This window comes from Pollutimonas bauzanensis, assembly GCF_040393045.1.
GTDB classification, from domain to species: Bacteria; Pseudomonadota; Gammaproteobacteria; order Burkholderiales; family Burkholderiaceae_B; genus Pollutimonas; species Pollutimonas bauzanensis_A.
The window spans coordinates 1-24484 of the sequence record NZ_JBEBUX010000056.1 but is presented as its reverse complement, the minus strand read 5'-3'; the positions used below and the strand labels follow the sequence as shown (position 1 = coordinate 24484).

At 54.4% G+C, this 24484-nt stretch carries 23 protein-coding genes and 1 pseudogene; 16 read left to right on the top strand and 8 right to left on the bottom strand.

All coding sequences use genetic code 11. The features are described from left to right. Positions 1–220 (top strand): annotated as a pseudogene (locus tag ABWO67_RS10635) (copper-transporting ATPase); the annotation flags it as partial. Positions 221–269: 49 nt separating this feature from the next. On the opposite strand, the gene ABWO67_RS10630 reads toward ABWO67_RS10635, so the two are convergent. From ABWO67_RS10630 to ABWO67_RS10610, 5 genes are all read right to left on the bottom strand, one after another. After that, positions 270–632 (bottom strand): hypothetical protein, encoded by a 363-nt coding sequence (locus ABWO67_RS10630; protein ID WP_353151473.1) that lies wholly within the window; start codon positions 630–632, stop codon positions 270–272. 138 nt (positions 633–770) lie between these two features. Continuing rightward, positions 771–1247, bottom strand: a complete 477-nt coding sequence (locus ABWO67_RS10625) for a c-type cytochrome (protein WP_353151470.1) — start codon at positions 1245–1247, stop codon at positions 771–773. 14 nt (positions 1248–1261) lie between these two features. Further along, positions 1262–1771: a cupredoxin domain-containing protein gene (locus ABWO67_RS10620; RefSeq protein WP_353151467.1), complete on the bottom strand. Its 510-nt coding sequence runs from the start codon at positions 1769–1771 to the stop codon at positions 1262–1264. Between the two features lie 73 nt (positions 1772–1844). Then, a complete protein-coding gene (locus ABWO67_RS10615; protein WP_353151464.1) occupies positions 1845–2813 on the bottom strand; it encodes a copper resistance protein B in 969 nt (322 codons plus the stop codon). Next, the gene (locus ABWO67_RS10610) at positions 2810–4603 is read right to left on the bottom strand and encodes a copper resistance system multicopper oxidase (protein ID WP_353151461.1); all 1794 of its coding nucleotides are present in this window, start codon (positions 4601–4603) and stop codon (positions 2810–2812) included. Before ABWO67_RS10610 ends, ABWO67_RS10615 begins: the two co-directional genes overlap by 4 nt. 381 nt (positions 4604–4984) lie before the next feature. Between ABWO67_RS10610 and ABWO67_RS10605 the strand changes: the two genes are divergently transcribed. The 12 genes from ABWO67_RS10605 (at position 4985) to kdpE (ending at position 18687) form a co-directional block, all read left to right on the top strand. Next, on the top strand, positions 4985–5668 hold the full coding sequence (locus tag ABWO67_RS10605) for a heavy metal response regulator transcription factor (protein ID WP_353151458.1): 684 nt from the start codon (positions 4985–4987) through the stop codon (positions 5666–5668). Between the two features lie 3 nt (positions 5669–5671). Next, entirely contained in the window at positions 5672–7075 is a 1404-nt protein-coding gene (locus tag ABWO67_RS10600; protein ID WP_353151455.1) for a Cu(+)/Ag(+) sensor histidine kinase, read from the top strand. Between the two features lie 124 nt (positions 7076–7199). Further along, positions 7200–8147: a rhodanese-like domain-containing protein gene (locus tag ABWO67_RS10595; RefSeq protein ID WP_353151482.1), complete on the top strand. Its 948-nt coding sequence runs from the start codon at positions 7200–7202 to the stop codon at positions 8145–8147. Positions 8148–8273: 126 nt separating this feature from the next. Continuing rightward, positions 8274–8378, top strand: a complete 105-nt coding sequence (locus ABWO67_RS10590) for an entericidin A/B family lipoprotein (RefSeq protein ID WP_353151479.1) — start codon at positions 8274–8276, stop codon at positions 8376–8378. 211 nt (positions 8379–8589) lie between these two features. Beyond that, the gene (locus tag ABWO67_RS10585; RefSeq protein WP_353151452.1) at positions 8590–8799 is read left to right on the top strand and encodes a hypothetical protein; all 210 of its coding nucleotides are present in this window, start codon (positions 8590–8592) and stop codon (positions 8797–8799) included. 51 nt (positions 8800–8850) lie between these two features. Further along, positions 8851–10413, top strand: coding sequence for a TerC family protein (locus ABWO67_RS10580; protein WP_353151449.1), 1563 nt, complete (start codon positions 8851–8853; stop codon positions 10411–10413). A gap of 245 nt (positions 10414–10658) precedes the next feature. Beyond that, complete coding sequence (locus ABWO67_RS10575) at positions 10659–10748, top strand: potassium-transporting ATPase subunit F (protein WP_353151446.1); 90 nt, start codon at positions 10659–10661, stop codon at positions 10746–10748. Between the two features lies 1 nt (position 10749). Next, positions 10750–12555, top strand: coding sequence for a potassium-transporting ATPase subunit KdpA (gene kdpA, locus ABWO67_RS10570; protein WP_353151443.1), 1806 nt, complete (start codon positions 10750–10752; stop codon positions 12553–12555). Positions 12556–12569: 14 nt separating this feature from the next. Further along, entirely contained in the window at positions 12570–14651 is a 2082-nt protein-coding gene (gene kdpB / locus ABWO67_RS10565) for a potassium-transporting ATPase subunit KdpB (RefSeq protein WP_353151440.1), read from the top strand. A 7-nt stretch (positions 14652–14658) separates the two neighbouring features. Next, a complete protein-coding gene (gene kdpC / locus ABWO67_RS10560) occupies positions 14659–15234 on the top strand; it encodes a potassium-transporting ATPase subunit KdpC (RefSeq protein WP_353151438.1) in 576 nt (191 codons plus the stop codon). 17 nt (positions 15235–15251) lie between these two features. Continuing rightward, positions 15252–18008 carry a two-component system sensor histidine kinase KdpD gene (gene kdpD, locus ABWO67_RS10555; RefSeq protein ID WP_353151435.1) on the top strand — a complete coding sequence of 919 codons (2757 nt, stop codon included), beginning with the start codon at positions 15252–15254 and terminating at the stop codon, positions 18006–18008. After that, positions 18001–18687 (top strand): two-component system response regulator KdpE, encoded by a 687-nt coding sequence (kdpE, locus tag ABWO67_RS10550; RefSeq protein ID WP_353151432.1) that lies wholly within the window; start codon positions 18001–18003, stop codon positions 18685–18687. Before kdpD ends, kdpE begins: the two co-directional genes overlap by 8 nt. Positions 18688–18778: 91 nt before the next feature. On the opposite strand, the gene ABWO67_RS10545 is transcribed toward kdpE, so the two are convergent. After that, positions 18779–19645: a c-type cytochrome gene (locus tag ABWO67_RS10545; RefSeq protein WP_353151429.1), complete on the bottom strand. Its 867-nt coding sequence runs from the start codon at positions 19643–19645 to the stop codon at positions 18779–18781. A gap of 260 nt (positions 19646–19905) precedes the next feature. Continuing rightward, a complete protein-coding gene (locus ABWO67_RS10540) occupies positions 19906–20793 on the bottom strand; it encodes a LysR family transcriptional regulator (RefSeq protein ID WP_353151426.1) in 888 nt (295 codons plus the stop codon). 135 nt (positions 20794–20928) lie between these two features. Between ABWO67_RS10540 and ABWO67_RS10535 the strand changes: the two genes are divergently transcribed. Genes ABWO67_RS10535 through ABWO67_RS10525 form a run of 3 tightly spaced genes read left to right on the top strand, consistent with a single transcriptional unit; the run spans position 20929 to position 23630 of the window. Then, on the top strand, positions 20929–21894 hold the full coding sequence (locus ABWO67_RS10535) for a tripartite tricarboxylate transporter substrate binding protein (RefSeq protein ID WP_502929997.1): 966 nt from the start codon (positions 20929–20931) through the stop codon (positions 21892–21894). Positions 21895–21929: 35 nt separating this feature from the next. Then, complete coding sequence (locus tag ABWO67_RS10530; RefSeq protein ID WP_353151423.1) at positions 21930–22391, top strand: MaoC family dehydratase; 462 nt, start codon at positions 21930–21932, stop codon at positions 22389–22391. 48 nt (positions 22392–22439) lie between these two features. Then, positions 22440–23630 (top strand): CaiB/BaiF CoA transferase family protein, encoded by a 1191-nt coding sequence (locus ABWO67_RS10525; RefSeq protein ID WP_353151420.1) that lies wholly within the window; start codon positions 22440–22442, stop codon positions 23628–23630. Positions 23631–23761: 131 nt separating this feature from the next. Here the strand turns inward: ABWO67_RS10525 and ABWO67_RS10520 are convergent, their stop codons facing one another. After that, positions 23762–24190, bottom strand: a complete 429-nt coding sequence (locus ABWO67_RS10520) for a PaaI family thioesterase (protein WP_353151417.1) — start codon at positions 24188–24190, stop codon at positions 23762–23764. Between the last annotated feature and the right edge of the window lie 294 nt (positions 24191–24484).

Below are 24484 nucleotides of genomic sequence, written 5' to 3'. Positions count from 1 at the left end.
TATCTCCATTGCACGCCACCTGTCGGACGCAACAATCGCCAATATGAAGCAGAATCTGGGCTTCGCATTCATTTACAACGCCCTTGGCGTGCCACTGGCTGCCGGGGTCTTGTATCCATTTGTGGGCCTGTTGCTTTCGCCCATGTTCGCCGCGTTAGCGATGAGTCTGAGCTCGGCATCGGTCGTTTTCAATGCCCTTAGACTGCGCAAGTCGGTATGAAGTCCATAACTTAGCGTGCTTGACAGGTCTTCGGTTCGATCGGATGTCGTTATTGAGGCGAAGACGGCTCTTCAAGCTTGTCGGCATACTTGATCATAATGTCGCCCATGGCGCGCATCATCTCGCCATGCATCTGCATCATCACTTTGCTATTGGCGCCGCTAGCGGCACCCATCATAGGACAGCCGCTCATCATCCCCATCATGCCGCCGCCGCTCATCATGCCGTGATCTTTCATCCTGCCTTGCTTCATATGACCCATCTGGGCAGCCTCACCATTCTGCATCATGCCTGATTCAGCTTTCATGCCCGCGGTAGTGCCATCATTGCTGGAAATCGCTGCTGCTCCCGCACCGCTTACGCCCAACAAGAGTGCCGTAATGGGTGCAATAAATAGTGCTTTCATATTCATTTGTATCTCCTGAAATCAGAAAAAGATGATGCGGCAGCTAAGGCAACCGCTGCCAACCACAACTTCACGACATCTGCTCCAATGAAAATATAAATCTTGAATAATTCATAGTAGAAATAAAGACCGCACTAAGGCAAATTAGTTCTGCCGCTGCAACGTGACTTCTTTTTGTGCCTCAAGGACTTTTGGCGGCCAGGTGCTCTTGATATAAGCAATCACGGCAATAATTTCTTCGTCGGACAAGACCGCGCCATAAGCGGGCATATCACTGACATAACCTGGAGGTGCTGTCTTCCCAGGGACCAGGCCGTTTTTCACCATATCCACCAACATCGCATCAGGATGGTGCCAGGTGTGGCCCGCCTTGTCGTGCGGCGGTGCAGGCAGCCTGCCATTGGCCATGCGCTCACGCCAGTTCGGCTGGCCTTGCAGGGACTCGCCATGACATGCTGCACAATTGTTCATGTAGATGGCCCTGCCCTGCATCACAAGAGCCTGATCCGCCGGGTCGATGAATGCCGGGCCAAATAGCCGCGTCGTGCTGTAAAGGATAGCAGCGGCAGCACCGAGTATGGCGACGCTGACCACTCCGAAAATCAATTTTTTCCGTGACATGTCTATGTACCAACTCAACTGACTTTTACCTTGCCGACCATCCCGGCCTCCATGTGACCGGGAATCAGGCACGCGAAGTCGACGGTGCCGGCCTGGTCGAACTGCCACACCAGGCCGCCAATCTTACCCGGGGCCAATGTGATCATATTCGGTTCGGCATGCTGCATTCCTGGCATTTTCTGCATTTCAGCCGCATGAGCCTTCAGATCGGCAATGGATCCAATCACCATTTCATGGGGGATTTTCCCCGTGTTCTTGATAAAGAAACGAACGGTCTCGCCTGCACGGACCTGGATATCGCTTGGCGTAAATCGCATGGTGTCGTCCATCGTCAGCTCAATCGTACGAGTAACTTTAGCCGGATCGCCAGGCTGCCCCGTTGGCGAAGGTTCAGTCGACATGGTGGACATGTCGTGCCCAGGCATGCCATGCGCCGGTGCGCTGTGTCCTCCGCCGTGGTTACCTGCAGCCATGGCGAGCGCCGGAAGTAGGCTCAAAGCCAGAATAGAAAGGGTCTTTTTCATGTCAATACTCTCTTGAGATTTGTTTTAGTAGGCAGCCAACTCAAGCCGCCCGTGTGAAAAATATAAGGCAACATCAGAAGCGAAAGCTCAAACCGGCAACAAAACGGGTTTCCTGTTTGGATTCGCCTTCTGCACGGGCATAATCCGCTGTTTTCCCGAATTTTCTGGACCACTCCACGCCCACATAGGGAACAAACTGGCGCGTGACTTCGTACTTGAGGCGCAAACCCGCCGTGCCGTCTGTCAAGCCGCTGCCAATACCCCAGCGCTCATCTTCCTTGCCATAGAAATTCACTTCTACGCTCGGTTGAAGGTAGAGCTTTTGGGTCAGCAAGATATCGTATTCCGCTTTCAGGCCCAGAGCGGTGCGGCCGCTTGGACCGACATAGGCGGTGGCATCCACCTCGAACCAGTAAGGCGCCAGCCCTTTAACACCGAATGCCAGCCACTCTCGGTTCGGCGCGCCTTGGCCATGATCAAATCGCACGCCCAGCTCCGTATCCCAGAAGGTTGAAACCGCGTGACGCCAGAGCAGTTGCGTTTCCGACGCTTGCAGCTTGCCGCTCGCCACTTCGCCTTCAGCCTTGATCACGGCGCGGTTATAGGTGCTGCCGTACCACGCCTCGCCTTCATAGGCCGCCCATTCCTTGCCGCGCGCCCTGACGTACTCCAACCGATCGAAGTTCACGGAACCGAAGTTATGCATGTCCGACATCATTAGCGCATCTGAAGGCGGCAACGCATACTTGCCCGCATTGCGAACGTAGCCACCCGAGTAGGCGTCGGGATCACGGGCATCCGGCGGAGCCGAGCCGCCTTGCATCTGCATATCGCCATGATCCATTTCACCACTACCATGATCCATCGCGCTCATGCCGTGAGCGGAGGCCGGTGCCGAAGCATAGCCGGCGTGATCCGCATGCGCCTGTGCATAGGCAAACACGGGCATCGCCCCTACTGTTGCGATGGCTGCGCCAAGGAGTTTCTTCTTCAATTGACTGTTCATGGCCAGAATGCCTAACGGGTTGTTCGTTGTCTTCATGCCACCACCACTTCGCGGAACATGCCGGCATCCATGTGCAACATCAAATGGCAATGCCATGCCCAGCGCCCCAGGGCGTCAGCCGTTAGCAGAAAGCTAATGCGTTGCGCCGGCTGCACGGGAATGGTGTGCCGCCGGGCCTGAAATTGGCCGTCCGGCGTTTCCAGTTCACTCCACATACCATGCAAATGCATGGGGTGCGTCATCATCGTATCGTTATGCAAGATGACTCTAACGCGTTCGCCGTAACGGAAATGAACCGGGGTCGATTTGCCGAACTCCACACCATCGAATGACCAGGCATAGCGCTCCATATTTCCGGTCAGATGGAGCTCGATTTCACGTTCTGCACCGCGCGGATCCATCGCACCGCCCACGGTGTGCAAGTCCGAAAGCGTCAATACGCGCCGGCCGTTATTGCGCAAGCCAATGCCGGGATCGTCCAGGTTGGTGCGCGGCATGTCCACCCTCATATCGATGCTGGGGCCGTACTCGGTCCGGGCATGGCGCACCTGGGTGCTGGCGCCAGCCGCGGACATCGCGCTGTGGTCCATGCCAGCCATGCTGCCGTGGTTCATGCCGCCCATAGGAGATTGGGTAGCTGCGCCATGAGTCATTCCTGCCATGCCCCCGCCCATGGCGCCCATCATGTCGGCCATGGTCAACCATTCCGCAGGATCAAGCGCGGGCACCGCCGCCTCCAGACCGGCATGCGTAGCCAGCGTACCGCGGGCGTAACCCGTGCGATCCATGGCTTGCGCATAAACGGTGTAAGCGTCGTCCTTGGGTTGCACTAGTACGTCGTAAGTCTCTCCAGGTCCGAATCGGAACTCGTCGACGGTTACCGGCTCTATATTGACGCCGTCAGCCTGAACGACTGTTAACTTCAGGCCTGGTATCCGTACATCGTAGAAGGTATTGGCCGCGCCATTAATAAAGCGCAGCCGCACGCGCTCTCCGGGACGAAATAGCCCTGTCCAGTTGCCCGCTGGCGTCGTACCATTCATCAGGTAGGTCAGCACGTTGGCCGACAGATCGGCCAAATCAGTTGGGCTCATGCGCATTTCATTCCACATCTTGCGCTTGTCGACAGCCGCTTTCAGGCCTGTGTGCGAAACATCCTTGAAGAAATCTACGGCCGTGGGCTGGTTGTAGTTGTAATAGTCGCCTTGCATCTTGAGCTTGGCCAGGACCCGCATCGGGTCCTCGTCGGTCCAGTCAGACAATTGAACGACGTACTCGCGATCGGCCCGTATGAGGTCGGCTTGTGCCGGATCGATAATGATTGCTCCATACACGCCCGTGGCCTCCTGCATACCCGAGTGCGAGTGATACCAGTACGTGCCGCTTTGCTGCACTTTGAATCGGTATGTGAACGTGTCACCGGGCGGAATTCCTGTGAAGCTAATGCCGGGCACACCGTCCATCTGGAACGGCAGGATGATGCCGTGCCAATGGATCGAGGTAGTTTCGTTCAGGCGATTCCTGACACGTATGGTGACGGTATCGCCTTCGCGCCAACGCAGGGTCGGTGCAGGTAGCGAACCATTAACGGTGGTGGCCATGCGCGGGTTGCCGGTGAAGTTAACGGGCGACTCACCGATCTCCAGATTGAATTCGGTCCCGCTTAGCACAGCTGCTGAGCCGGTACTTGTTCTTTCTGATTGCATTCCAGCGGCACGGGAAAATGGTGATAGACCCAACAACACGCCACCGGCCGCAAGGCCTTGGACAAAGCGGCGACGTGGTATGACCGGGAGGGATGCGGCTAGCGAAATTGGGCGTTTCACGCGAAGGGAATCCTGTATTGAGTCGTGGTGGGAAACTGCGACTGTCAGCTCAAATCAAGCAATAGGTCGTCATTTCCTAACTTTAATAAAGTGAAGCTGTCGCACTAATGACGGCGCCATTACTTTCTTGTAATCCACGGACTTCACTTCTTGTGCAGGTTCCCCCTACTTTGATCCGGCATCACCGCATACTATGTACAACACGCTCGGTTTATTTCATTGGCATCGGATCACTTCAGCCCGCCACACCAGGATTACAATTTTGTAATCCTGGCGTCATGTTGATGTCAGCGCCATCGCATTACAGTCCCACAACACCGATTAGGCTGGAGAGGTCATTCTTTCTATAGCGACTCCTAAAAGGCTTACAGGAATAACCCCATGAAATTGCTCGTAGTCGAAGACGAGATCAAAACAGGCGATTACGTGCGCCAAGGACTAATGGAGTCCGGCTTCGTGGTGGATCTCGCGCGCACCGGCTTGGATGGCCACCACCTGGCTCTCACGGGCTCGTACGATCTTATTATCTTGGATGTCATGCTGCCGGATGTGGATGGCTGGCGTATCGTGCAAGCATTGCGCGATGCCAAGTCGCCAACCCCCGTGCTCTTTTTAACTGCCCGGGACAGTGTCGAGGATCGAGTAAAGGGGCTGGAGCTGGGCGCAGACGATTACCTGGTAAAACCCTTCGCTTTTTCAGAACTCCTGGCACGAGTGCGTACTTTGTTGCGACGGGGCACCGCTCCAGTCTTTCAGGACCAGCTACAGATAGCTGATCTCGTGCTGGATATTCCGCGGCGCCGGGCGCAGCGGCAAAATGCGCGCATTAATCTGACTAACAAGGAATTTGCGCTATTGGAGCTCTTGGTACGCCGGAAAGGCGAAGTCCTGCCGCGCTCTTTGATCGCTTCGCAGGTTTGGGATATGAACTTTGACAGCGACACCAATGTTATCGATGTAGCGATTCGGCGCCTACGCGCCAAGATTGACGACGACTATGAGCCCAAGCTGATTCACACGGTGCGAGGCATGGGTTACATGCTCGATGTGACCCTGCCGGACTGACCCATGAAGCGACGCCCAGCATCGCTAGCCGTACGGCTTACCGTTTCTATTGGGGCGGTCATAACAGTCGTACTACTCACATTCGGCTGGATCGTAGAGCGGTCAATCAACAACCATTTTATCCAGCAAGATGTTGATGAACTGAATGCCGTCGTTCAGGCCTTAAAGCACACTCTGGCAACGCTACCGCCTGATATAGCACCCGCAGAATTGAATCAGCGGCTTGCCAATGCTGTTTCCGGCCATCATAACGCTCAATATCGTATTTCCTCGGATTCCGGGGCCCAGATTTATGCTACGTCGGGATCGAACTTGGATCGGTTTGCTCAAATCGCTCAGCCTGTAGACAAGATCACTATCGATACGGTTGGCATATGGCAAGACCATGGCGAGACATTTCGAGGAGCTGTGCTACGGGTCGCAACCGGCAGCCCCTCTCATCCACGCATCTTAACCATCACAGTCGCCACAGGTATCGATTTTCATCTGCACTACCTAGAGAGCTTTCGGGATTACCTACGAATCATCACGATTGCTGCTTGTTTGATTGCGATTTTGGCCACGTGGCTTGCAGTGCACCAAGGCCATGCGCCAATACGACGAATCAGCCGCGAAATGCGCAAAATCGGATCGGATCAGCTCCATATACGCCTAGAGCCAAAGGCCGTGCCCACTGAACTCGTTGAGCTGACTACTTCTTTCAATGGCATGCTTGAACGCCTTGAAAATGTATTTCGCCGTCTGTCGGACTTTTCAGGCGACATCGCTCACGAGTTGCGCACCCCCATCACCAACTTGAAAACCCAGACCGAGGTCGCACTTTCGCAAGTGCGTAGCGTTGAACAGTACCGTGAGGTCTTGTACTCAAATCTAGAGGAGTATGAGCGCATGGCGAAAATGCTAAGCGACATGCTGTTTCTCGCGCAGGCGGACAACAATCTTCTCAAACCCGAACTCGTCAAAATCGACCTCCAAGCCGAAATGCGTAACCTTTTCGACTACTTCGGCGCCTGGGCCGAAGAGCGTGAGGTGGGCTTAGAGCTTGTTGGGGTACAGGCCTGCATCCTCGGGGATCGGCTGATGATACGCCGAGCGTTGAGCAACCTGCTATCGAACGCCATTCGATATACGCCTGCGGGAGGCATTGTTACAGCGGCCTTCGGCGTCGAGTCTGCACATATCCGGATTTGCGTTCAGAATCCCGGCCCTGCCATACCGTCAGAACACATCGTCCATATTTTTGAGCGTTTTTATAGACCCGACGCATCCCGACAGCGTAGTGGTGAAGGTGCTGGTCTAGGCCTGGCCATCGTCAAATCGATCGTAGAAGCACATGGCGGAAAGATTCGTGCTCGCTCAACGGCTGACGCAACCGTCTTCGAAATCGAGTTGCCTGGAGCCACATAGACACGGGTTACTCCCCGGTTCTATTTCCAATACACTATTGATATTGATGCGGCGATGTGAATAACGTAATGGACTTCATGGACCGCAAGTTGATCAACACCTATACCTATCTAAGCGCACCATGATGCAATCCATACTGCAACTCATTGGGGAACACGGGCTTGTCGTCGTGTTCCTTAATGTGCTTATCGAGCAGGCGGGCGCGCCCATACCGTCCTACCCTATTCTGGTCATCACGGGCGCGCTGCTAGACTCCAGCGGCTATTCGGCGTTCACGCTGTTGGGCGTTGCGGTCCTGGCAGCATTGATTGCGGACTACGGATGGTATCTGGCTGGTCGCCGCTATGGTCGCAGAATGCTTTCGGCGCTTTGCCGCATATCCTTGTCGCCTGATTCATGCGTCAAACAGACGGAATCCATTTATGTGCGCTGGGGACCTCCATCGCTGATGGTGGCCAAGTTCATCCCAGGGTTTGCCTCTATCGCCAGCGTACTGGCAGGTGCCGTCGGCACACGAAAAAGAAGTTTTTTGCTGTTTGACGTCATCGGCGCAGCGCTGTGGTCGGGTTCTGCCATCTACCTGGGTTCGCTGTTCAGCACAGCGGTCGACGAATTGCTGGACGTACTAGTCAATCTGGGGCTGCTGGGTGTGCTGCTGCTGGGCGTCGCCCTCTTATTGTTCATTGCGAACAAGTGGTGGCAGCGCAAGCGCTTTCTCAAACTGCTGTGCATGGAGCGCGTCACCGTCGAAGAACTGCAAGCTATGCTGCAGTCGGGCGGCCATCCGATCATTGTCGATGTGCGCTCCCCGCTTTCACAAGCGCAGGGACGTATTCCGGGCGCAATCTCGCTTACCGTCGGCGATATTGCAATGAACAAGGAACAGGTCGATGAGGTGATCGTGTACTGCGATTGTCCGAATGATGCTTCGGCCGCGATCGTGTCAAAACAACTGATGCAAAAAGGCTATGGCAGGGTTCGACCCTTGGCGGGCGGTATCGATGCATGGGTCGCCGCAGGATACTTGGTAGAAGTTGATACAAACAATATGGTCGCCGACTCTTTCGCCTAATTCGCAGCCCAGGCCCGCTACTTGCTGGGAAGATGTGACGATCCGCCAGGGCTGACCTGGACGGTTGTGAAAGTACGAATCATCACTCAAAGGGAGTTGGCCATGAGGAAAAAAGTTTGGTTGCCGATGTTGTTGGTTATTGCCGTCTTGACGGCTGGATGTAACACGATGAGAGGCGCAGGCCAGGATATCGAGCGCGGAGGCGAAAAAATCCAGGAGAAGGCACAGTAGCCGGCTGCTTACGCTAGCGATCTGAGGCGTCCGCCGTAAGGCGCCACGCGTTATACTCAGTGCATTATTATTTGCGCCTGCATGTATGCGACGATTTATCGTCATTTTTTTACTCCTTCTGCTTCCCATTCAAGTCTTGGCTGAGTCTTTAGAAGACTTGCGCGACGCTCACCACCGCGTCGCCCTTCTCGAGGCCGTCGAGGCGGTGTCAATGAACGCTGACACCGCCTTGAAACGCTCAACGCCCTCCTCCCCAGACGCCACGAACTCGCAGCAAGCCGTGCATGCGGATATTAGCGACTCTGTGAATAGCGCAGCGCTATGCCTGCATACCCCCCAATTGTTCGATCTCTGGCCAGACTACCACTCCATTACATTCCCTTCGGTCTATCTTCCTGTTCTAAAGCCGCCGCGTATCTAATCGATTCACCGCGCATCACTTGGCTTTACTTAATTTTTATTAGGCTTTTATATGGAATGGCTTTTAGACCCCAATATCTGGGTGGGGCTGTTGACCCTGGTCGTGCTAGAGATCGTGCTCGGTATCGACAATTTGATTTTTATTGCGATCCTGGCCGACAAACTGCCGCCACATCAGCGCGATAAAGCACGATTGATCGGCTTGTCGCTAGCGCTCCTAATGCGACTGGGATTGCTCACCATTGTGTCGTGGCTCGTTACCTTGACGGCGCCCTTGTTTTCCGTGGGATCCTTTTCGTTCTCGGGAAGAGACTTGATCCTTCTTTTAGGCGGGATTTTCCTGTTATTCAAAGCCACCACCGAGCTGCATGAGCGCCTGGAAGGCACTACCCATGAACAGAGCAACTCCAAGGTATATGCCGGCTTTGCCGTGGTGGTCACACAAATTGTTGTCCTGGATGCCGTGTTTTCGCTGGACGCGGTAATAACCGCCATCGGTATGGTCGATGAGCTTCCCGTCATGATGGCGGCCGTGGTGATTTCCATGGGCATGATGATGTGGGCATCCAAGCCCTTAACGCGCTTTGTGAATGCGCACCCTACCGTCGTGGTGCTGTGCTTGAGCTTTTTGTTAATGATCGGGCTCAGCCTCACTGCGGAAGGCCTGGGGTTCAAGATTCCTAAAGGTTATCTGTACGCTGCGATAGGTTTTTCCATTGTGATTGAGTTTTTCAATCAGCTTGCTCGTCGTAGCCTGCTGAAAAATGAAGCGCGCCTGCCGTTGCGGGATCGCACAGCCGAGGCAGTATTGCGCATGCTGGGAAGCAAGAAACGCTCTGAAAGAATGGAGTCTGCAACGGGGGCTACTCCGGACACGGACGAATCGGCGTTCGGAGAAGAAGAGCGCAGCATGGTGAGCGGTGTACTCACGCTGGGAGAGCGCTCGATTCGCTCCATTATGACGCCGCGCACCGAAATTTCCTGGATCAATCTGGATGATGAGCCGGCGACGATACTCCAGCATTTGCGCGAAACGCCCCATAGCTTTTTCCCGGTCTGTCGCGGCCAGCTCGATAGCATATTAGGCGTTGCCCGGGCTAAAGACCTCATGGCTGACTTGATGGACAGTAGGGATATGAGCGAGCTCTCGAGCCTGCGTGAGCCCATTATCGTCCATGAGTTAACTGGGGTATTGAGTGCAATGGAAACGCTCAAAAAGTCCCGCGGACAACTGGTGCTGATTACCGACGAGTATGGCACGATTCAAGGGCTCCTCACTCCTATTGATATCCTGGAGGCCATTGCCGGCGAGTTTCCGGATGAGGATGAACACCCGACCATCCAAGCCATAGAGCCAGGACGTTGGCGGGTCGATGGTGCGACCGATCTGCACTATCTCGCTCAGGTACTTGAAACCGACTCCTTGCGCGTCGAAGGTGATGGCTTTACGTCGATCGCTGGACTGCTTCTTGATCGATTCGGCGCCCTACCTGCAATCGGCGCCACTATAGAATTGGACGGCCTGCATTTCAAGATAACGGAAATTACTAACCGACGGATTGCGACACTTGAGGTGACGCGTACTGATGAGGGGCGTCTCTCTTTAATTGGGTAACACGAGCAGGAGAGCGGCTAGTTTTCAGCGAGGCACCCGCTCTCTTTGTCGTGATTTTTTATACTTTTTTTATACTTGGCATCCGAGTTTTTACAAAACTTTTAGACGCATCCAGCTAATCTTTCCATCATCAAAACAACGTTTATAAAGATGATGGCAGACCTCCTACATATCGGCATAGTTCTTGTATTTTACTTTCTGACCTGCGCGTTAGCCACGGCTTGCGCCAAGTTGGGAGATGATCAATGAATCTGTTTTATCTCATCGGCGCGATCGTGGCCGGCGGCCTCTTGGCGTACTTGCTCATCGCGCTCGTAAAAGCAGAGGACTTATGACATGACAACGCAATCCTTGCTGCTTTTGCTGATCTTCCTGGTGCTCTTATTAGGCCTAGCTTATCCGCTGGGAAAGTATATGGTACGACTTGCTTCCTATGCGCCAGTGCGCGGCATGGGCTGGCTCAGCACCGTGGAAGCAGCCCTCTATCGCGCCGCCGGCATTAATCCCAACACAGGCATGGGTTGGAAAAGCTACGCGCTGGCACTGCTCGCGTTCAACACACTGGGCGTGCTAGCCACCTATGGCGTGCAACGGCTTCAGGCATGGCTACCGCTAAACCCCCAGGCGTTTGGCAATGTAAGTGCTGATTCATCGTTCAATACTGCAATCAGTTTTGCCAGCAATACCAACTGGCAGGGCTACGGCGGTGAAACAACCATGAGCTACCTCACTCAAATGCTCGTGTTGACTGGGCAGAATTTCTTTTCAGCCGCAACCGGCATTGCTGTTGCCTTTGCCTTGATACGCGGGTTTTCGTCACGCTCTGCAAACGGCATCGGCAACTTCTGGGTCGATCTGCTGCGCTCGACCCTGTACCTATTGTTGCCGCTATCGGTTGTGCTGGCCGTCGCCCTAATGAGTCAAGGCGTGATTCAAAATTTTTCTTCCTACAAAGAAGTTACGTTGCTTGCCCCGGTTACCTATGAACAGGTTCAAACCGACGCACAGGGTCAGGCGCTGAATACCGCTGAAGGCGATCCGTTGACCGAAACCCTAAGCGCGAAAACACAGACGCTGGCAATGGGTCCCGTGGCTTCGCAAGAAGCCATCAAGCTACTAGGCACCAACGGCGGCGGCTTTTTTAACACCAACTCGGCGCATCCCTTCGAAAACCCCACTGCCCTTTCTAACCTCTTGCAGATGTTGGCTATTTTCTTAATTCCGACGGCACTGTGTTTCGCCTTCGGCCGGATGGTGGGGGATATTCGGCAAGGTTGGGCGGTGTTGGGCGCCATGACGATCATCTTTGTCGTGATGGCAAGCATTGCCATGTTCGCCGAGCAGCAAGCGCATCCTGGGTTGGCGGGATTGGACATCGATCAGGTCGCCAGCGCGTTGCAGTCAGGTGGGAATATGGAAGGCAAGGAAACCCGCTTTGGCATTAGCGCATCGGCCTTGTTCGCGGCCATCACAACGGCAGCATCCTGCGGCGCGGTCAATGCCATGCATGATTCTTTCATGCCCCTGGGCGGCTTGGTGCCGCTCGTGCTGATGCAGCTGGGCGAAGTGGTCTTTGGCGGCGTGGGTTCCGGCCTATATGGCATGCTGATCTTCGCGATCATGACGGTGTTTATCGCCGGCCTGATGATAGGCCGCACGCCAGAGTATTTGGGTAAGAAAATACAGTCTTTCGAAATGAAAATGACGGCGATCGCCATTTTGATCGTGCCATTTCTGGTGCTATGCGGCACCGCGATCGCCGTGATTGCGGATCCTGGGCGAGCCGGTATAGCCAACCCGGGTATGCATGGGTTTTCAGAGGTCCTGTATGCGTTCACCTCGGCCGCCAATAACAACGGCAGCGCATTTGCCGGTTTATCGGCCAATACTCCCTTCTATAACATCATGTTGGGTCTGGCCATGTGGTTCGGCCGCTACCTCGTCATCGTACCGATTCTGGCCATGGCCGGATCACTCGCGGCGAAAAAGCGCCTGGACATAACGGCCGGCACCATGCCGACGCATGGCCCGCTATTCATAGCTCTTTTGATCGGCGTCGTGGTGTTGGTGGGCGTATTGAACTACATACCTGCATTAGCGTTAGGGCCCATTGTCGAACATCTTCAGTTATTCACTCATTAAGCAGGACGCTAGCTATGTCGCACAAAAGAAATTTGGCGCTTTTTGATGCCGCGCTCCTAGGACCTGGCATTACCGGCGCGTTCAAAAAACTGGATCCGCGCGCCCAGTGGCGTAATCCAGTCATGTTTGTGGTGTATGTGGGCAGTATCCTGACCACATTGCTGTTCCTTCAGGCCATCACAGGCACCGGCGAAGCCAGCCCAGGCTTCATCCTGATCATCGCTTTAGGGCTCTGGGTGACGGTGCTGTTTGCGAACTTTGCCGAGTCATTGGCGGAGGGCCGCAGCAAGGCGCAGGCTGCCTCGCTGCACGCGTTAAAGCAAACCGTTACCGCCAAGAAAATGAGCGCAGCAGCGCATGGCAGCCGCTGGACCTCTACACCGGCCACGCAACTGAGCAAAGGCGATATCGTGCTGGTGGAAGCCGGCGACACCATTCCTGCCGATGGCGAGGTGATTGAAGGCGTGGCATCGGTGGATGAAAGCGCTATCACCGGGGAGTCCGCGCCGGTCATCCGAGAATCGGGCGGCGATTTTTCCGCAGTAACCGGCGGTACCCGCGTGCTGTCTGATTGGTTGGTGGTGCGCGTGTCGGTCGATCCGGGCGAGGCCTTCATCGATCGCATGATCGCCATGGTTGAAGGCGCAAAGCGACAGAAAACACCGAACGAAATTGCGTTGACCATTCTACTCGTGGCGCTCACCATCATCTTTCTATTGGTAACGGTTACGCTACTGCCCTTCTCGCTGTTTAGCGTCCATGCCGCAAGCGTGGGCACCCCCGTCACCATGACAGTGCTGATAGCCCTGCTGGTGTGCCTGATCCCAACCACGATAGGCGGTTTGCTGTCGGCCATCGGTGTCGCAGGCATGAGCCGCATGATGCAAGCGAACGTTATTGCCACGTCGGGCCGCGCCGTAGAAGCGGCCGGCGATGTCGACGTACTGCTGCTGGACAAGACGGGCACCATTACACTGGGCAACCGGCAGGCCGCCGCCTTTATCCCTGCACCAGGAGTCAGCGAAATCCAATTGGCCGATGCCGCGCAACTCGCTTCGTTGGCAGATGAAACGCCCGAAGGGCGCAGTATTGCGGTGTTGGCCAAGCAACGGTTCAATATCCGCGAACGCGAGATGGCATCGCTGCATGCAACGTTTGTTCCCTTTTCGGCGCAGACCCGCATGAGCGGCATCGATGTCCATACAGGCAACGACACGCGTGCACTACGCAAAGGCGCCGCCGATTCCATGAAAAAATACGTAACGTCGCTAGGTTACTCCTACCCTGCGGAAGTGACCCTCGCCGTTGATGAACTGTCGCGGCGAGGCAGCACGCCGCTCGTGGTAGTCGATGAAGGCCGTGTGATGGGCGTCGTAGAGCTCAAGGACATCGTCAAGGGCGGCATTAAAGAACGCTTTGCCGAACTGCGCCGTATGGGGATCAAGACCATCATGATTACCGGCGACAACAAGCTCACGGCAGCCGCCATTGCAGCCGAAGCCGGCGTGGACGATTTCCTGGCAGAAGCCACCCCGGAAGACAAGCTCAAGCTGATACGCAGCTACCAAGCCGAAGGCAGGCTTGTAGCAATGACCGGCGACGGAACCAATGATGCACCGGCGCTGGCACAGGCCGATGTCGCTGTAGCAATGAATTCCGGCACCCAGGCAGCAAAAGAGGCCGGCAATATGGTTGATCTCGACTCCAACCCGACCAAACTACTGGAAATCGTGGAGATCGGAAAACAGATGCTGATGACCCGCGGATCGCTGACCACATTTTCCATTTCCAATGACATCGCCAAGTATTTCGCCATTATCCCGGCGGCGTTTGTTGGGACCTACCCGCAACTTAAGGCGCTCGACATCATGCAGTTAAGCAGTGCTTCGTCGGCCATCATGTCCGCCGTGATTTTCAATGCGCTGATCATTGTTGTGCTGATCCCTCTTGCCTTGAAAGGCGTGCAATATCGGGCCATCGGTGCGGCCATGCTCTTGCGCCGCAATGTACTGATCTACGGATTAGGCGGCATCCTGGTACCGTTTGCGGGCATCAAGCTCATTGATATGGCCCTTGCCGCTCTTCATCTCGTTTAGGACACTCATGAAATCAATTGTTCGCCCTGCGTTGGTGCTGTTTGCTGCTCTAACCCTCATTTGCGGTGTGTTGTACCCCTTGGCCATAACAGGTATTGGGCAGTTCGCCTTTCCCGACAAGACGGCAGGTAGCCTGATCACTCGGGATGGCCAAGCGATAGGATCCGAGCTGATTGGGCAAACGTTCACCTCACCCAACTATTTTTGGGGCAGGCCCTCAGCCACCGGCCCGATGCCGAATAACGCGGCCGCGTCCAGCGGCTCCAACATGGGCCCGAGCAACCCCGCCCTCATCAATGCGGTGAAAAACCGTATCGATGCGTTGAAAGCCGCCGACCCAGGCAATACCTCGGCGATTCCGATCGACCTGGTGACCGCCTCCGCCAGCGGCCTGGACCCCGAAATCAGCCTGGCCGCCGCCTACTATCAAGCCCCTCGTGTTGCACGCGAGCGCCATTTATCCATAGCGACGGTGCATAGCCTGATTGATCAACACACTGAATCGCGGTACTTTGGATTCTTGGGTGAGCCACGCGTCAATGTATTGATGCTGAACCTTGCGATCGATCAACAAAACGAATAGCGTCTCAACGCCAAACCATGTATTCAACTGACGCACAACGCCCGGATCCGGACAGTTTGCTGGCTCAGGTCCAAGAGCAAGAGCGCCAAGCCAAGCGTGGCAAGCTGCGAATCTATTTCGGGGCGTCGGCGGGGGTCGGCAAGACGTATGCCATGTTGGCTGCGGCACAGAGGCTACTGGCTGACAAGCAGAAGGTCGTGGTCGGCGTAGTCGAAACCCATGGCCGCAGCGAAACCGAATCATTACTGCACGGTCTGGAAGTTCTGCCGCTAAAAACCATCGACTATCGGGGAAAGGCGTTACACGAGTTCGATATCGATGCGGCGCTGCGGCGCCAGCCCTCGCTGGTCCTGGTGGACGAGTTGGCGCATTCTAACGTGCCGGGCTCACGCCACCCCAAGCGATGGCAAGACGTAGAAGAACTCTTGAACGTCGGCATCGACGTATTTACAACCGTGAACGTCCAGCACCTGGAAAGCCTGAACGACGTAGTGGGCGGAATTACCGGTATCCGCGTCAGTGAAACCTTGCCAGATACTGTATTCGATAAAGCCGATGAAATCGTGCTGGTGGATATCCCGGCGGATGAGTTGCTTAAACGACTGAAGGAAGGCAAGGTCTATCAAGCTCAACAGGCGGATCGGGCCTCAAAGAATTTTTTCCGTAAAGGCAATTTGATCGCCCTGCGGGAACTGGCGTTACGCCGCACGGCAGAGCGGATCGAAGATGATGTGCAGGCATATCGAATCGAAAAATCGATAGGCGCCATCTGGAAGACCGACTCGGCACTACTGGTTTGCGTCGGCCCCTGCCCCGGAACAGAACATATCATTCGCAGCACGGCGCAACTGGCCAGCCAATTAAACACCGAATGGCATGCGATCTATGTTGAAACGCCGCAACTGCAACGCTTACCAAGGACCCGGCGAGACCAGATACTAAAAACGCTCAAACTGGCACAAGATCTTGGCGCCACTCCAGTCGTCTTGTCAGGCAGCGATATTGCACTTACCGTCATCGACTATGCCCATGCTCACAATTTTTCGCGAGTTATCCTGGGGCGGCATTCCCGAGGGTGGTCATTACGTCGGGCTCTCTCAACACGCATCGCCGCTTACGCTCCTGAAATTGATCTGATCGAAATTGGTGATCCCGGTCCAGAGTCCAATAAGCCGCTAAAGCCTGAGCTTGCTTTTCACACGAAGCATGGCGATATTCCTGCCTATCGCAGGCTACGGCTTCAGCCTTATCTCTGGACGATCGCAAGCAGCGTCTTGACGGCACTCATCGCCACGCCACTGTTGCCCTACCTGGATCTGGCCAACATCGTGATGTTGTTCCTGTTGACCTTAGTGTTCATCGCCGTACAGTTCGGCCGCGGTCCGGCCATCCTTTCCGCCTTTATGAGCGTTGCGGCATTCGACTTCTTTTTTGTGTCGCCCCGTTTCTCGTTCTCGATCAGCGATTTTCAGTATGTGGTGACCCTTGCAGTCATGCTTGCGGTCGGTCTAATCATCGGGCAGCTTACGGCAGGATTGCGCTATCAAGCACGTGTGGCATCGCGGCGGGAGTCTCGTTCGCGCGCGCTGTATGAGTTCGCCCGCGAATTGTCGGGCGCCTTGCAAACCTCTCAGATATTCGAGTCCACTCGTCGCTTTATTCAGCGTACGTTCGATGCCCGAACGACACTGCTTCTGCCCGATGACGCGGGACATTTGCAAATGCCTACACCGGCTTTCAATGCTAACGAACAGGACCTGGAGATGGTGGATATGGGGGTGGCGCAATGGGCATTCGATCACGCCTCGCCAGCCGGAATGGGTACCGACACCCTACCCGCCAGCCGTTTCTTTTATTTGCCTCTGCAAGCGCCCATGCGCACCCGAGGCATACTTGCGGTTGCACCCCGTAGCCCGCATTGGCTGCTCGTGCCCGAACAGCGGCAACAGCTTGAGATTTTCGCTGCGCTGGCAGCCATCGCGCTGGAACGTGTGCATTACATCGACGTAGCACAAGACGCTTTACTGAGGATGGAGTCAGAACGGCTACGCAACTCCTTGCTCTCTGCACTGTCGCACGATTTGCGCACCCCCCTGACGTCGTTACTTGGACTATCCGAATCACTCGCGTCGTCAGCGCCGCCACTCACCCAGACGCAACATGAATTGGCCAACGCCCTGCACGAAGAAGCGCAACGAATGACAAAGCTGGTCACCAACTTGCTCGACATGGCTCGCCTTCAAAGCGGTGAAATCAGGCTCAACCTGCAATGGCAACCTTTCGAGGAAGTGGTAGGAAGCGCACTTCGCGCCAGCCAAGGTGTGCTCGCCCGGCATAAGGTTCGAACGCAACTGGCGCCAGACCTGCCCTTGGTGCGCTTTGATGCGGTATTAATAGAACGGGTGCTTTGCAATCTCGTGGAAAATGCCAGCAAATACACGCGGGAGGGGTCGTTGATTGTCGTCGCCGCAAGTGTCAAAGATCAATATCTGGAAGTCACCGTTTCTGATAACGGGCCAGGCTTTCCACCCGGCCGTGAAGAGGCTTTTTTTGAGAAATTCACGCGGGGCGAACAGGAGTCGTCCACGCCCGGTGTAGGTCTGGGGCTGGCTATTTGCCGTGCTATCGTTCAGGTACATAATGGCGTCATAAGCGCCCAGCGCTCGCCCCAGGGCGGCGCTGTCGTCGTCTTTACCCTGCCTCTGGGTACGCCTCCGGGCATGCCCGACGTGGAAGAAGGCAATACTGACTCCGAAACCGCAGGCCATGACTGAACCAACACCTATTGCGCTACTGATCGAAGATGAACCCCAGATCCGTCGTTTTGTACGAACCTCGCTCGAACAGGAGGGGTGGCAAGTCCACGAGTCGGAAACCATGCAGCGCGGCCTGATTGATGCCGGAACCCGCAAGCCGAACTTGATTATTCTCGACCTAGGGTTACCCGACGGCGACGGCGTTGATTGTATTGTCGATATCAGAACATGGTCGACGGTACCTATTATTGTGCTCTCCGCACGCGTGGACGAACAAGACAAGATCAAAGCGCTTGACGCTGGCGCCGACGACTACTTAACCAAGCCGTTTGGGGTTGGAGAGTTGCTTGCGCGAGTACGTGCTGCATTGCGCCGGCAAGGTCAAGACCATAGTGGCGGTGTTGTCCAGTTTGGCAACGTTACCGTGGACGTCAAGACGCGTCTAGTCCGAAAAAATGGGAATATCGTTCACTTAACGCCAACTGAATACCGGCTGCTGACCGTTCTAGCCAGCAATGTCGGGCGCGTAATGACCAGCACCCAGCTATTGCGCGAAGTATGGGGGCCATCGCACAGCGAAAGCGGGCATTATTTACGTATTTACATGGGGCACTTACGGCAGAAGCTGGAGGACGACCCCGCTCAACCCAAGCATCTCTTGACAGAGACCGCCGTAGGCTACCGTCTTATGCAATAAACTTTAGTCGTATAAAACTCGAACAACCCAGGCTTGATTAAAGTAATCCTAAATAGACGCAATGAAAAATCACTGCTATTCGAGGCCTCATTTATTCTTTACCTCCTAACGGTTGCGGCGGAAGTGAGCGCAGGTGGGCTATCAGCGCCGCCATATCTGTATCGTTGATGTTCTTGTACCAGTCAAAGGCCATCGGCGGTTTGTAATGCTCGCCGTTTCTGTCTACGCCGTTGCGAATGGCACGAGCAATTTGCGTATCGGACCAGTCTTTCAAACCGCTTTTGTCCGGTGTTATATTGCGCGCAAGACTTTTTCCCCAAGGGCCCGGGAATACTTGCCCGCCAGCCCCCTGGTGGGCTACGTCAAGCATGCCATTGCTTTTTCGTGGGTCATGGCAGTCCATGCAATGGGCGATATTTGCCAGATACTGGCCGTATACAAGGGTGTCCGCCGATGATGGTGTCGCCACGTCGTGCACCGGTGGCCCATAGTTGGGCGGCAGCGGCATTCTGTAGCTGGATTTCTCCACCTTGTTTTTGATTGCGGGCTGAGCTTTTAAATAAGCAATAATGGCGCTTAGGTCAGCATCAGATAAGTGCTTGTAGAACGATATCGGCATTGGGGGGCCTATTACGCTACCGTCTGGCCGTATGCCTTCACGTATGGCTTTTGCCAGTTGGGCGTCGGTCCATAAGCCTATGCCAGTTTCGGTATCGGGGGTGATGTTGGGAGCATAGGCGGTAAACATCGGGTCATCGAACCGCATACCTCCCGAGAGGCCTTTTTTATAAGCAGGCAGTCCTTTGTTGTCTCGGGGCATATGACAATTGGCGCAAGCTACCGGACCATTCATCAGGTACTGGCCGCGAGCCAGGAGTGCTTCGCTGCCCTGTCCCAACGCAATTCCGCTTAGGGCGGCAATAAGGCAGGCTACCGTCAAGTGCGAAGTTTTCAGCATGCCCTCTTCCCCTTATTAGTGGATTGGCGCTAAAAAACCAGTATAAGAATCAGTCCGTCTTAAAGCCTATAGGCAGTTAGGATTAGTTCGGCTTTGAATGCCGGCGCAGTTATGGGCCGGTGGCAGCAACCCCCAAAAAGCGCGCGTTCTGCTGGTATTGGCTATTCAAGAAGGCAAAACGTCAACAAAAGATCTGCGTAAACTTTTTGACCAATAACTTTTTCGGCTTCTCATCAATCTTGCGGGTGTCAGCGAGTTGCCTATCCCAAATTTTTGACAAGGAAGCGAATGAACGCCTGAGCATGTGGCGCCAACACAGACATCGACCTGATGACAATCAATTGATTTCGTTTCGCCCAGTGTTCATCGAGATGGACAATATTGACCAAGTTCCTTTCCATAGACCTCTTTGCAATCGAAAGAGGTATTAGCGATATTCCGACGCCCTGATGAACACAGCGGAGCGCCGCATCAAAGTCGGGCATATGAACTCGTACGTTCATTCTTCGATTGAGCGTACTGGCTATTTGTTGCAAGTACAGAAAATTGCTACTTCTTCTTCCCACCGAAACAAGCTCATGGTCGAGCGCATCCTCAACCTTGACGCGTTGAAGTCGGGTCAACGGATGATCGAGCGGTGTAACGAACACCAGTTCGTCTTGCCCATAAGGAATGGACTCCAATCCCCGCAAATGCACCGCGCCAGCGACCAAGCCGATGTCTGCAATCCCCTCATGAACTGCCCTCACACTCTCTTCGCTTAAATGCTCTTCCAACTCGATGTTGATAGACGGATGCGAAGCAAGAAATAGACTAAGAGGTATCGGTAATGGGCTCAGTGTGCTGCTATTGGCAAAAACTCTTATATGACCAGTGACCTGAGAGTTATATCGAGCCATTTCCGTCTGCAACTCATCCGCACGCGACAACATCGTTTTTCCGTACTTATAAACGGCTTCGCCAGCAGCAGTCAGCTGCATGCCTCGCGATGTGCGGTCAAAGAGCGAAACACCCAGAGCATTTTCGATATTCTTTAATCGGTAGCTTGCTGATGGTGCTGTCATGTGCATGTAGAGCGCACCCTTACTAAGACTATTCGCGTCAGCGATTGCCATGAACACACGAAGATCTGTCAGTTCGTATCGCATATTTAAGAAAGTCCATGTTGCCTTAATAAAACACATCGTTAGATTTTATCTAACGCAGGAAAGTTTACTTCAACTGGACCATCTCCACACCGCTCGATATAGTTTCGCTCACTATCGAACAAACGGAGACCCAGAATGAAAATGTCCTTACATAAAATGCTATCGATTTTCACCTTGTCGATGCTTTCCACTGCAACACTCGCAAGCTATCCCAATAAGCCGATAAAGCTGGTTGTTCCTTATGCGGCCGGTGGGCCTACTGACGCGTTCGCGAGGGCGCTGTCCGATGAGTGGGGTAAAAAGCTCGGAACCACCATGATCGTGGAGAACAAAGCAGGTGCGGGAACCATGCTCGGAACCGAAAACGTCGCCCGGGCGCCCAAGGATGGATATACCGTATTAATGGCGACTGTCGCCCACTCCGTCAATCCGAGCCTGCATGAAAAACTTTCCTACGACCCGGTCAAAGATTTCGCCGCCGTAGGTCTTGCGGCGCGCGCCCCTCTAGTACTAATCGTGAATAATGACTTGCCTGTCAAAACACTTCCCGAGTTTCTTGACTACTTGCGCAACAACCCTGGTAAATCAGATTACGGATCTGCCGGCGTAGGCAGTGCGCCTCATTTAGGCGGTGCGCTGTTGAATCACCTCGGCAAATTCGACATCAAGCACATTCCTTACCGCGGTAGCGCCCCTGCACTCGCCGACGTCATAGGCGGACACGTCCAATTTATGGTCGACAGCGCCCCGACCGGGCTTGCCCAAGCTCAAGCAGGCACGGTTCGCCTGCTGGCGACCAGCATGGCCGAACGACTACCACAAACGCCTGATGTGCCAGCCATAGCCGAGCAGCTACCCGGCTATGAGGCCTACACGTGGAACGCGATGTTAGTACCGGCAGGCACTCCAGGCGAAGTCATCGAGAAGCTGAGGGCAAGTTTGGAAGCAGCACTCAATGAAGCAGAGCTGCAGAAAAAGGCATACACAATGGGACTGTTGCTAGAACAACATCCCGACCCTGCAGCGCTGGATGCGTTTATTGTTGCCGAAACAGAAAAATGGCGCCCGGTTGTCACCTCGTCCAACATGACGACCAACTGACAGTCAGATCGAAACTTTAAGATTGGAGCTAAAAAATGATCTCGCATCAACTTTGTGAACAACGTTTCTTTGACGATTTCGCCATTGGCGAGCGATTCAACATTCCATCCAGAACCATGACGGATGCATTGTTTGCAGCCTTCCAATTGGCTAGCGGCGATAATCACCCAGTTCACTACGACGTTGAATACTGTCGCTCACTTGGTATGCCAGACATGCTTGCACATGGCTTCCAGGTGCTCATTCAAACGGCGGCAGGAGCCGGACTTTTTCCACATTGCGTCGAAGAGTCACTGAAAGCGTTCATTGAGCAAAGTAGCAAGTTTCTACTACCGGTATTTTCAGGCGACACGCTTTACCCGTCGTTAGAAGTGGTTGAGCTCATTCCAGGCCGTACGACTGGTGTGCTTGCAATGCGATCCCAAATCCTCAATCAACGAGGTGAGCTAGTGATGGAAGGTACACAAAAATACCTGCTGCGCAAGCGAAGCACCTGAAGACTGTTGTCCATTAACAGAACAGAATCTACAACTTTGGAAATGTGTATGCGACCGCTTGAAGGTATACGGATATTAGATCTCAGCAAGGTTTTGGCCGGCCCCCTGTGCGCGCAGTACCTAGGTGACCTGGGCGCAGACGTCATCAAAATCGAACCGCCAGGCGTAGGCGATGAGACGCGGGGCTGGCTGCCTCAAAAAGCGGGCGAGTCGGCCTCATTCATGGCTGTGAACCACAATAAGCGGGGCATGGCGCTAGATCTAAAATCCCCACAGGGTAATCAGATCGTTCGAGAGCTTGCAAAGCAGGCAGACGTCGTAATCCAGGGATTTGGTTCAGGAACCGCAAAACGTCTAGGTGTTGACTACGAAACCCTCAAAGAAGTTAATCCCCGTCTGATTTACTGCGAAATTTCTGGATATGGACGCGACGGCCCCCTCGGGGCAGAACCTGGGTACGATGTCATGCTGCAGGCTTTCAGCGGCATGGTGAGCACCATTGGTCAAAAGAATGGCCCTGCTGCACGCGTCAGTTTCTCCCCCGTTGACCTGGGCACTGGAATACACGCTGTTTCAGGCATTCTCGCGGCGCTAATGAACAGGAGCAACACCGGGGAAGGCGCGTATGTAGAGGTGTCATTGCTGGATACAGCCATGGGTTTTATGGGTTACATGGCCCATAACTACTGGTCTTCCGGTGTGGTGCCCTCGCGGCTTGGTACCTCCCACCCATCACTCTGTCCGTATCAAACGTTCAAGACGCTTGATAGCGAACTCATGCTTGGTGTAGGCAACGATCGACTGTGGCAGCGTTTCTGCAAAGAGGCGGGTCAAGAAGAATATGCAAACGCCCCAGCCTTTAAAACAAACGCCCTAAGAGTCACGAATTTTGAGAACACTTGCGATCTGGTTCAGGATTGGCTAAAAACCGACACAACCGAATCCTGGCTATTGCGCTTGCGTCGTGCCGGGGTGCCTGCCGCTCCGCTCCATACGTTGGATCAAGCTCTTGCCCACGATCAAATTGCAGCGCGCAACATAGTGGTGGAAAGTACGCACCCTACTCTAGGAAAATTACGTCATATCGCTTATCCCGTGACGTTCAATAACGAACAACGGGGGGTTAAACGGCCCCCACCGCTTTTAGGACAACACACGAAAGAGATACTCGAAGAGATGGGATATGGCCACGAAGAAGTCCTACGGCTCGCTGAACAGGGTATTGTTGGGCCGCTTTGATATCCTTTACTCCAAAGTGCGCACCCTTGCCGAGGCAACAGGCAGAGGGTGCGCCAACGTGAGCGCTAGCCCCCTACGCCCCCAGCGCATATCTGGATTGGTTTCAAAGTGTGCCTGTCCAATTAATGCATCTAGCCGTCCGATACGGCTCTATCCGTGGCACGTACCGCGAATACAGCGCTGGCCTTGAGCATCATTTTCGCTCCGACTTTCAGTGAACAAGAGGCGTAGATTAATCTGCGTCCTTTCTTTTCGATCTGTACATGGGCTTCGAGCCAGTCTCCGGGTTTAACCCCATTAAAGTAGTCAACCGACATCCGTACTGTGACCACGGATGCCGCTGCTTCCTTTGCAATATAAGATCCCAGCGCACAATCGGCCAGCGTGGCCAACAAACCGCCGTGCGCGATATTGTGCATGTTCGTATGCGCGTCTTGCACGCGTAGCGCCAGTACATTGCCGGCGTCGTTCCGGTAGAGGTTACCGAGAGCTGCCATGTAGGCCATGAAGGGGCTGCTCGGGTGCCAAAGCGAGAAGTCGTCGGAAATGGGTTCGTTCATATAGAAATGTAATTATGTTTCAGAGGTGCCGCAGGTTACCAGCACTTTACTCGGCAGACAGTCTATTGGATTCTTAAAGCATCGGCTCTAACTTTTTCACATCAGGCGTATCTAACACTAACGGTACAACATGGGACAATATTGCTTTCATCCGGCAAGCTCGGCATAGGGCGTACCTTCTTTCCGGATGGCTTCGCGCACTGTCAGCCCTGCTTCAAAAATGATGTTCGAAGCTCGGCGCGCGTCGGCGACGAAACGAATCAATAATTTTGTTGAAAACAAAAATCGGCTATG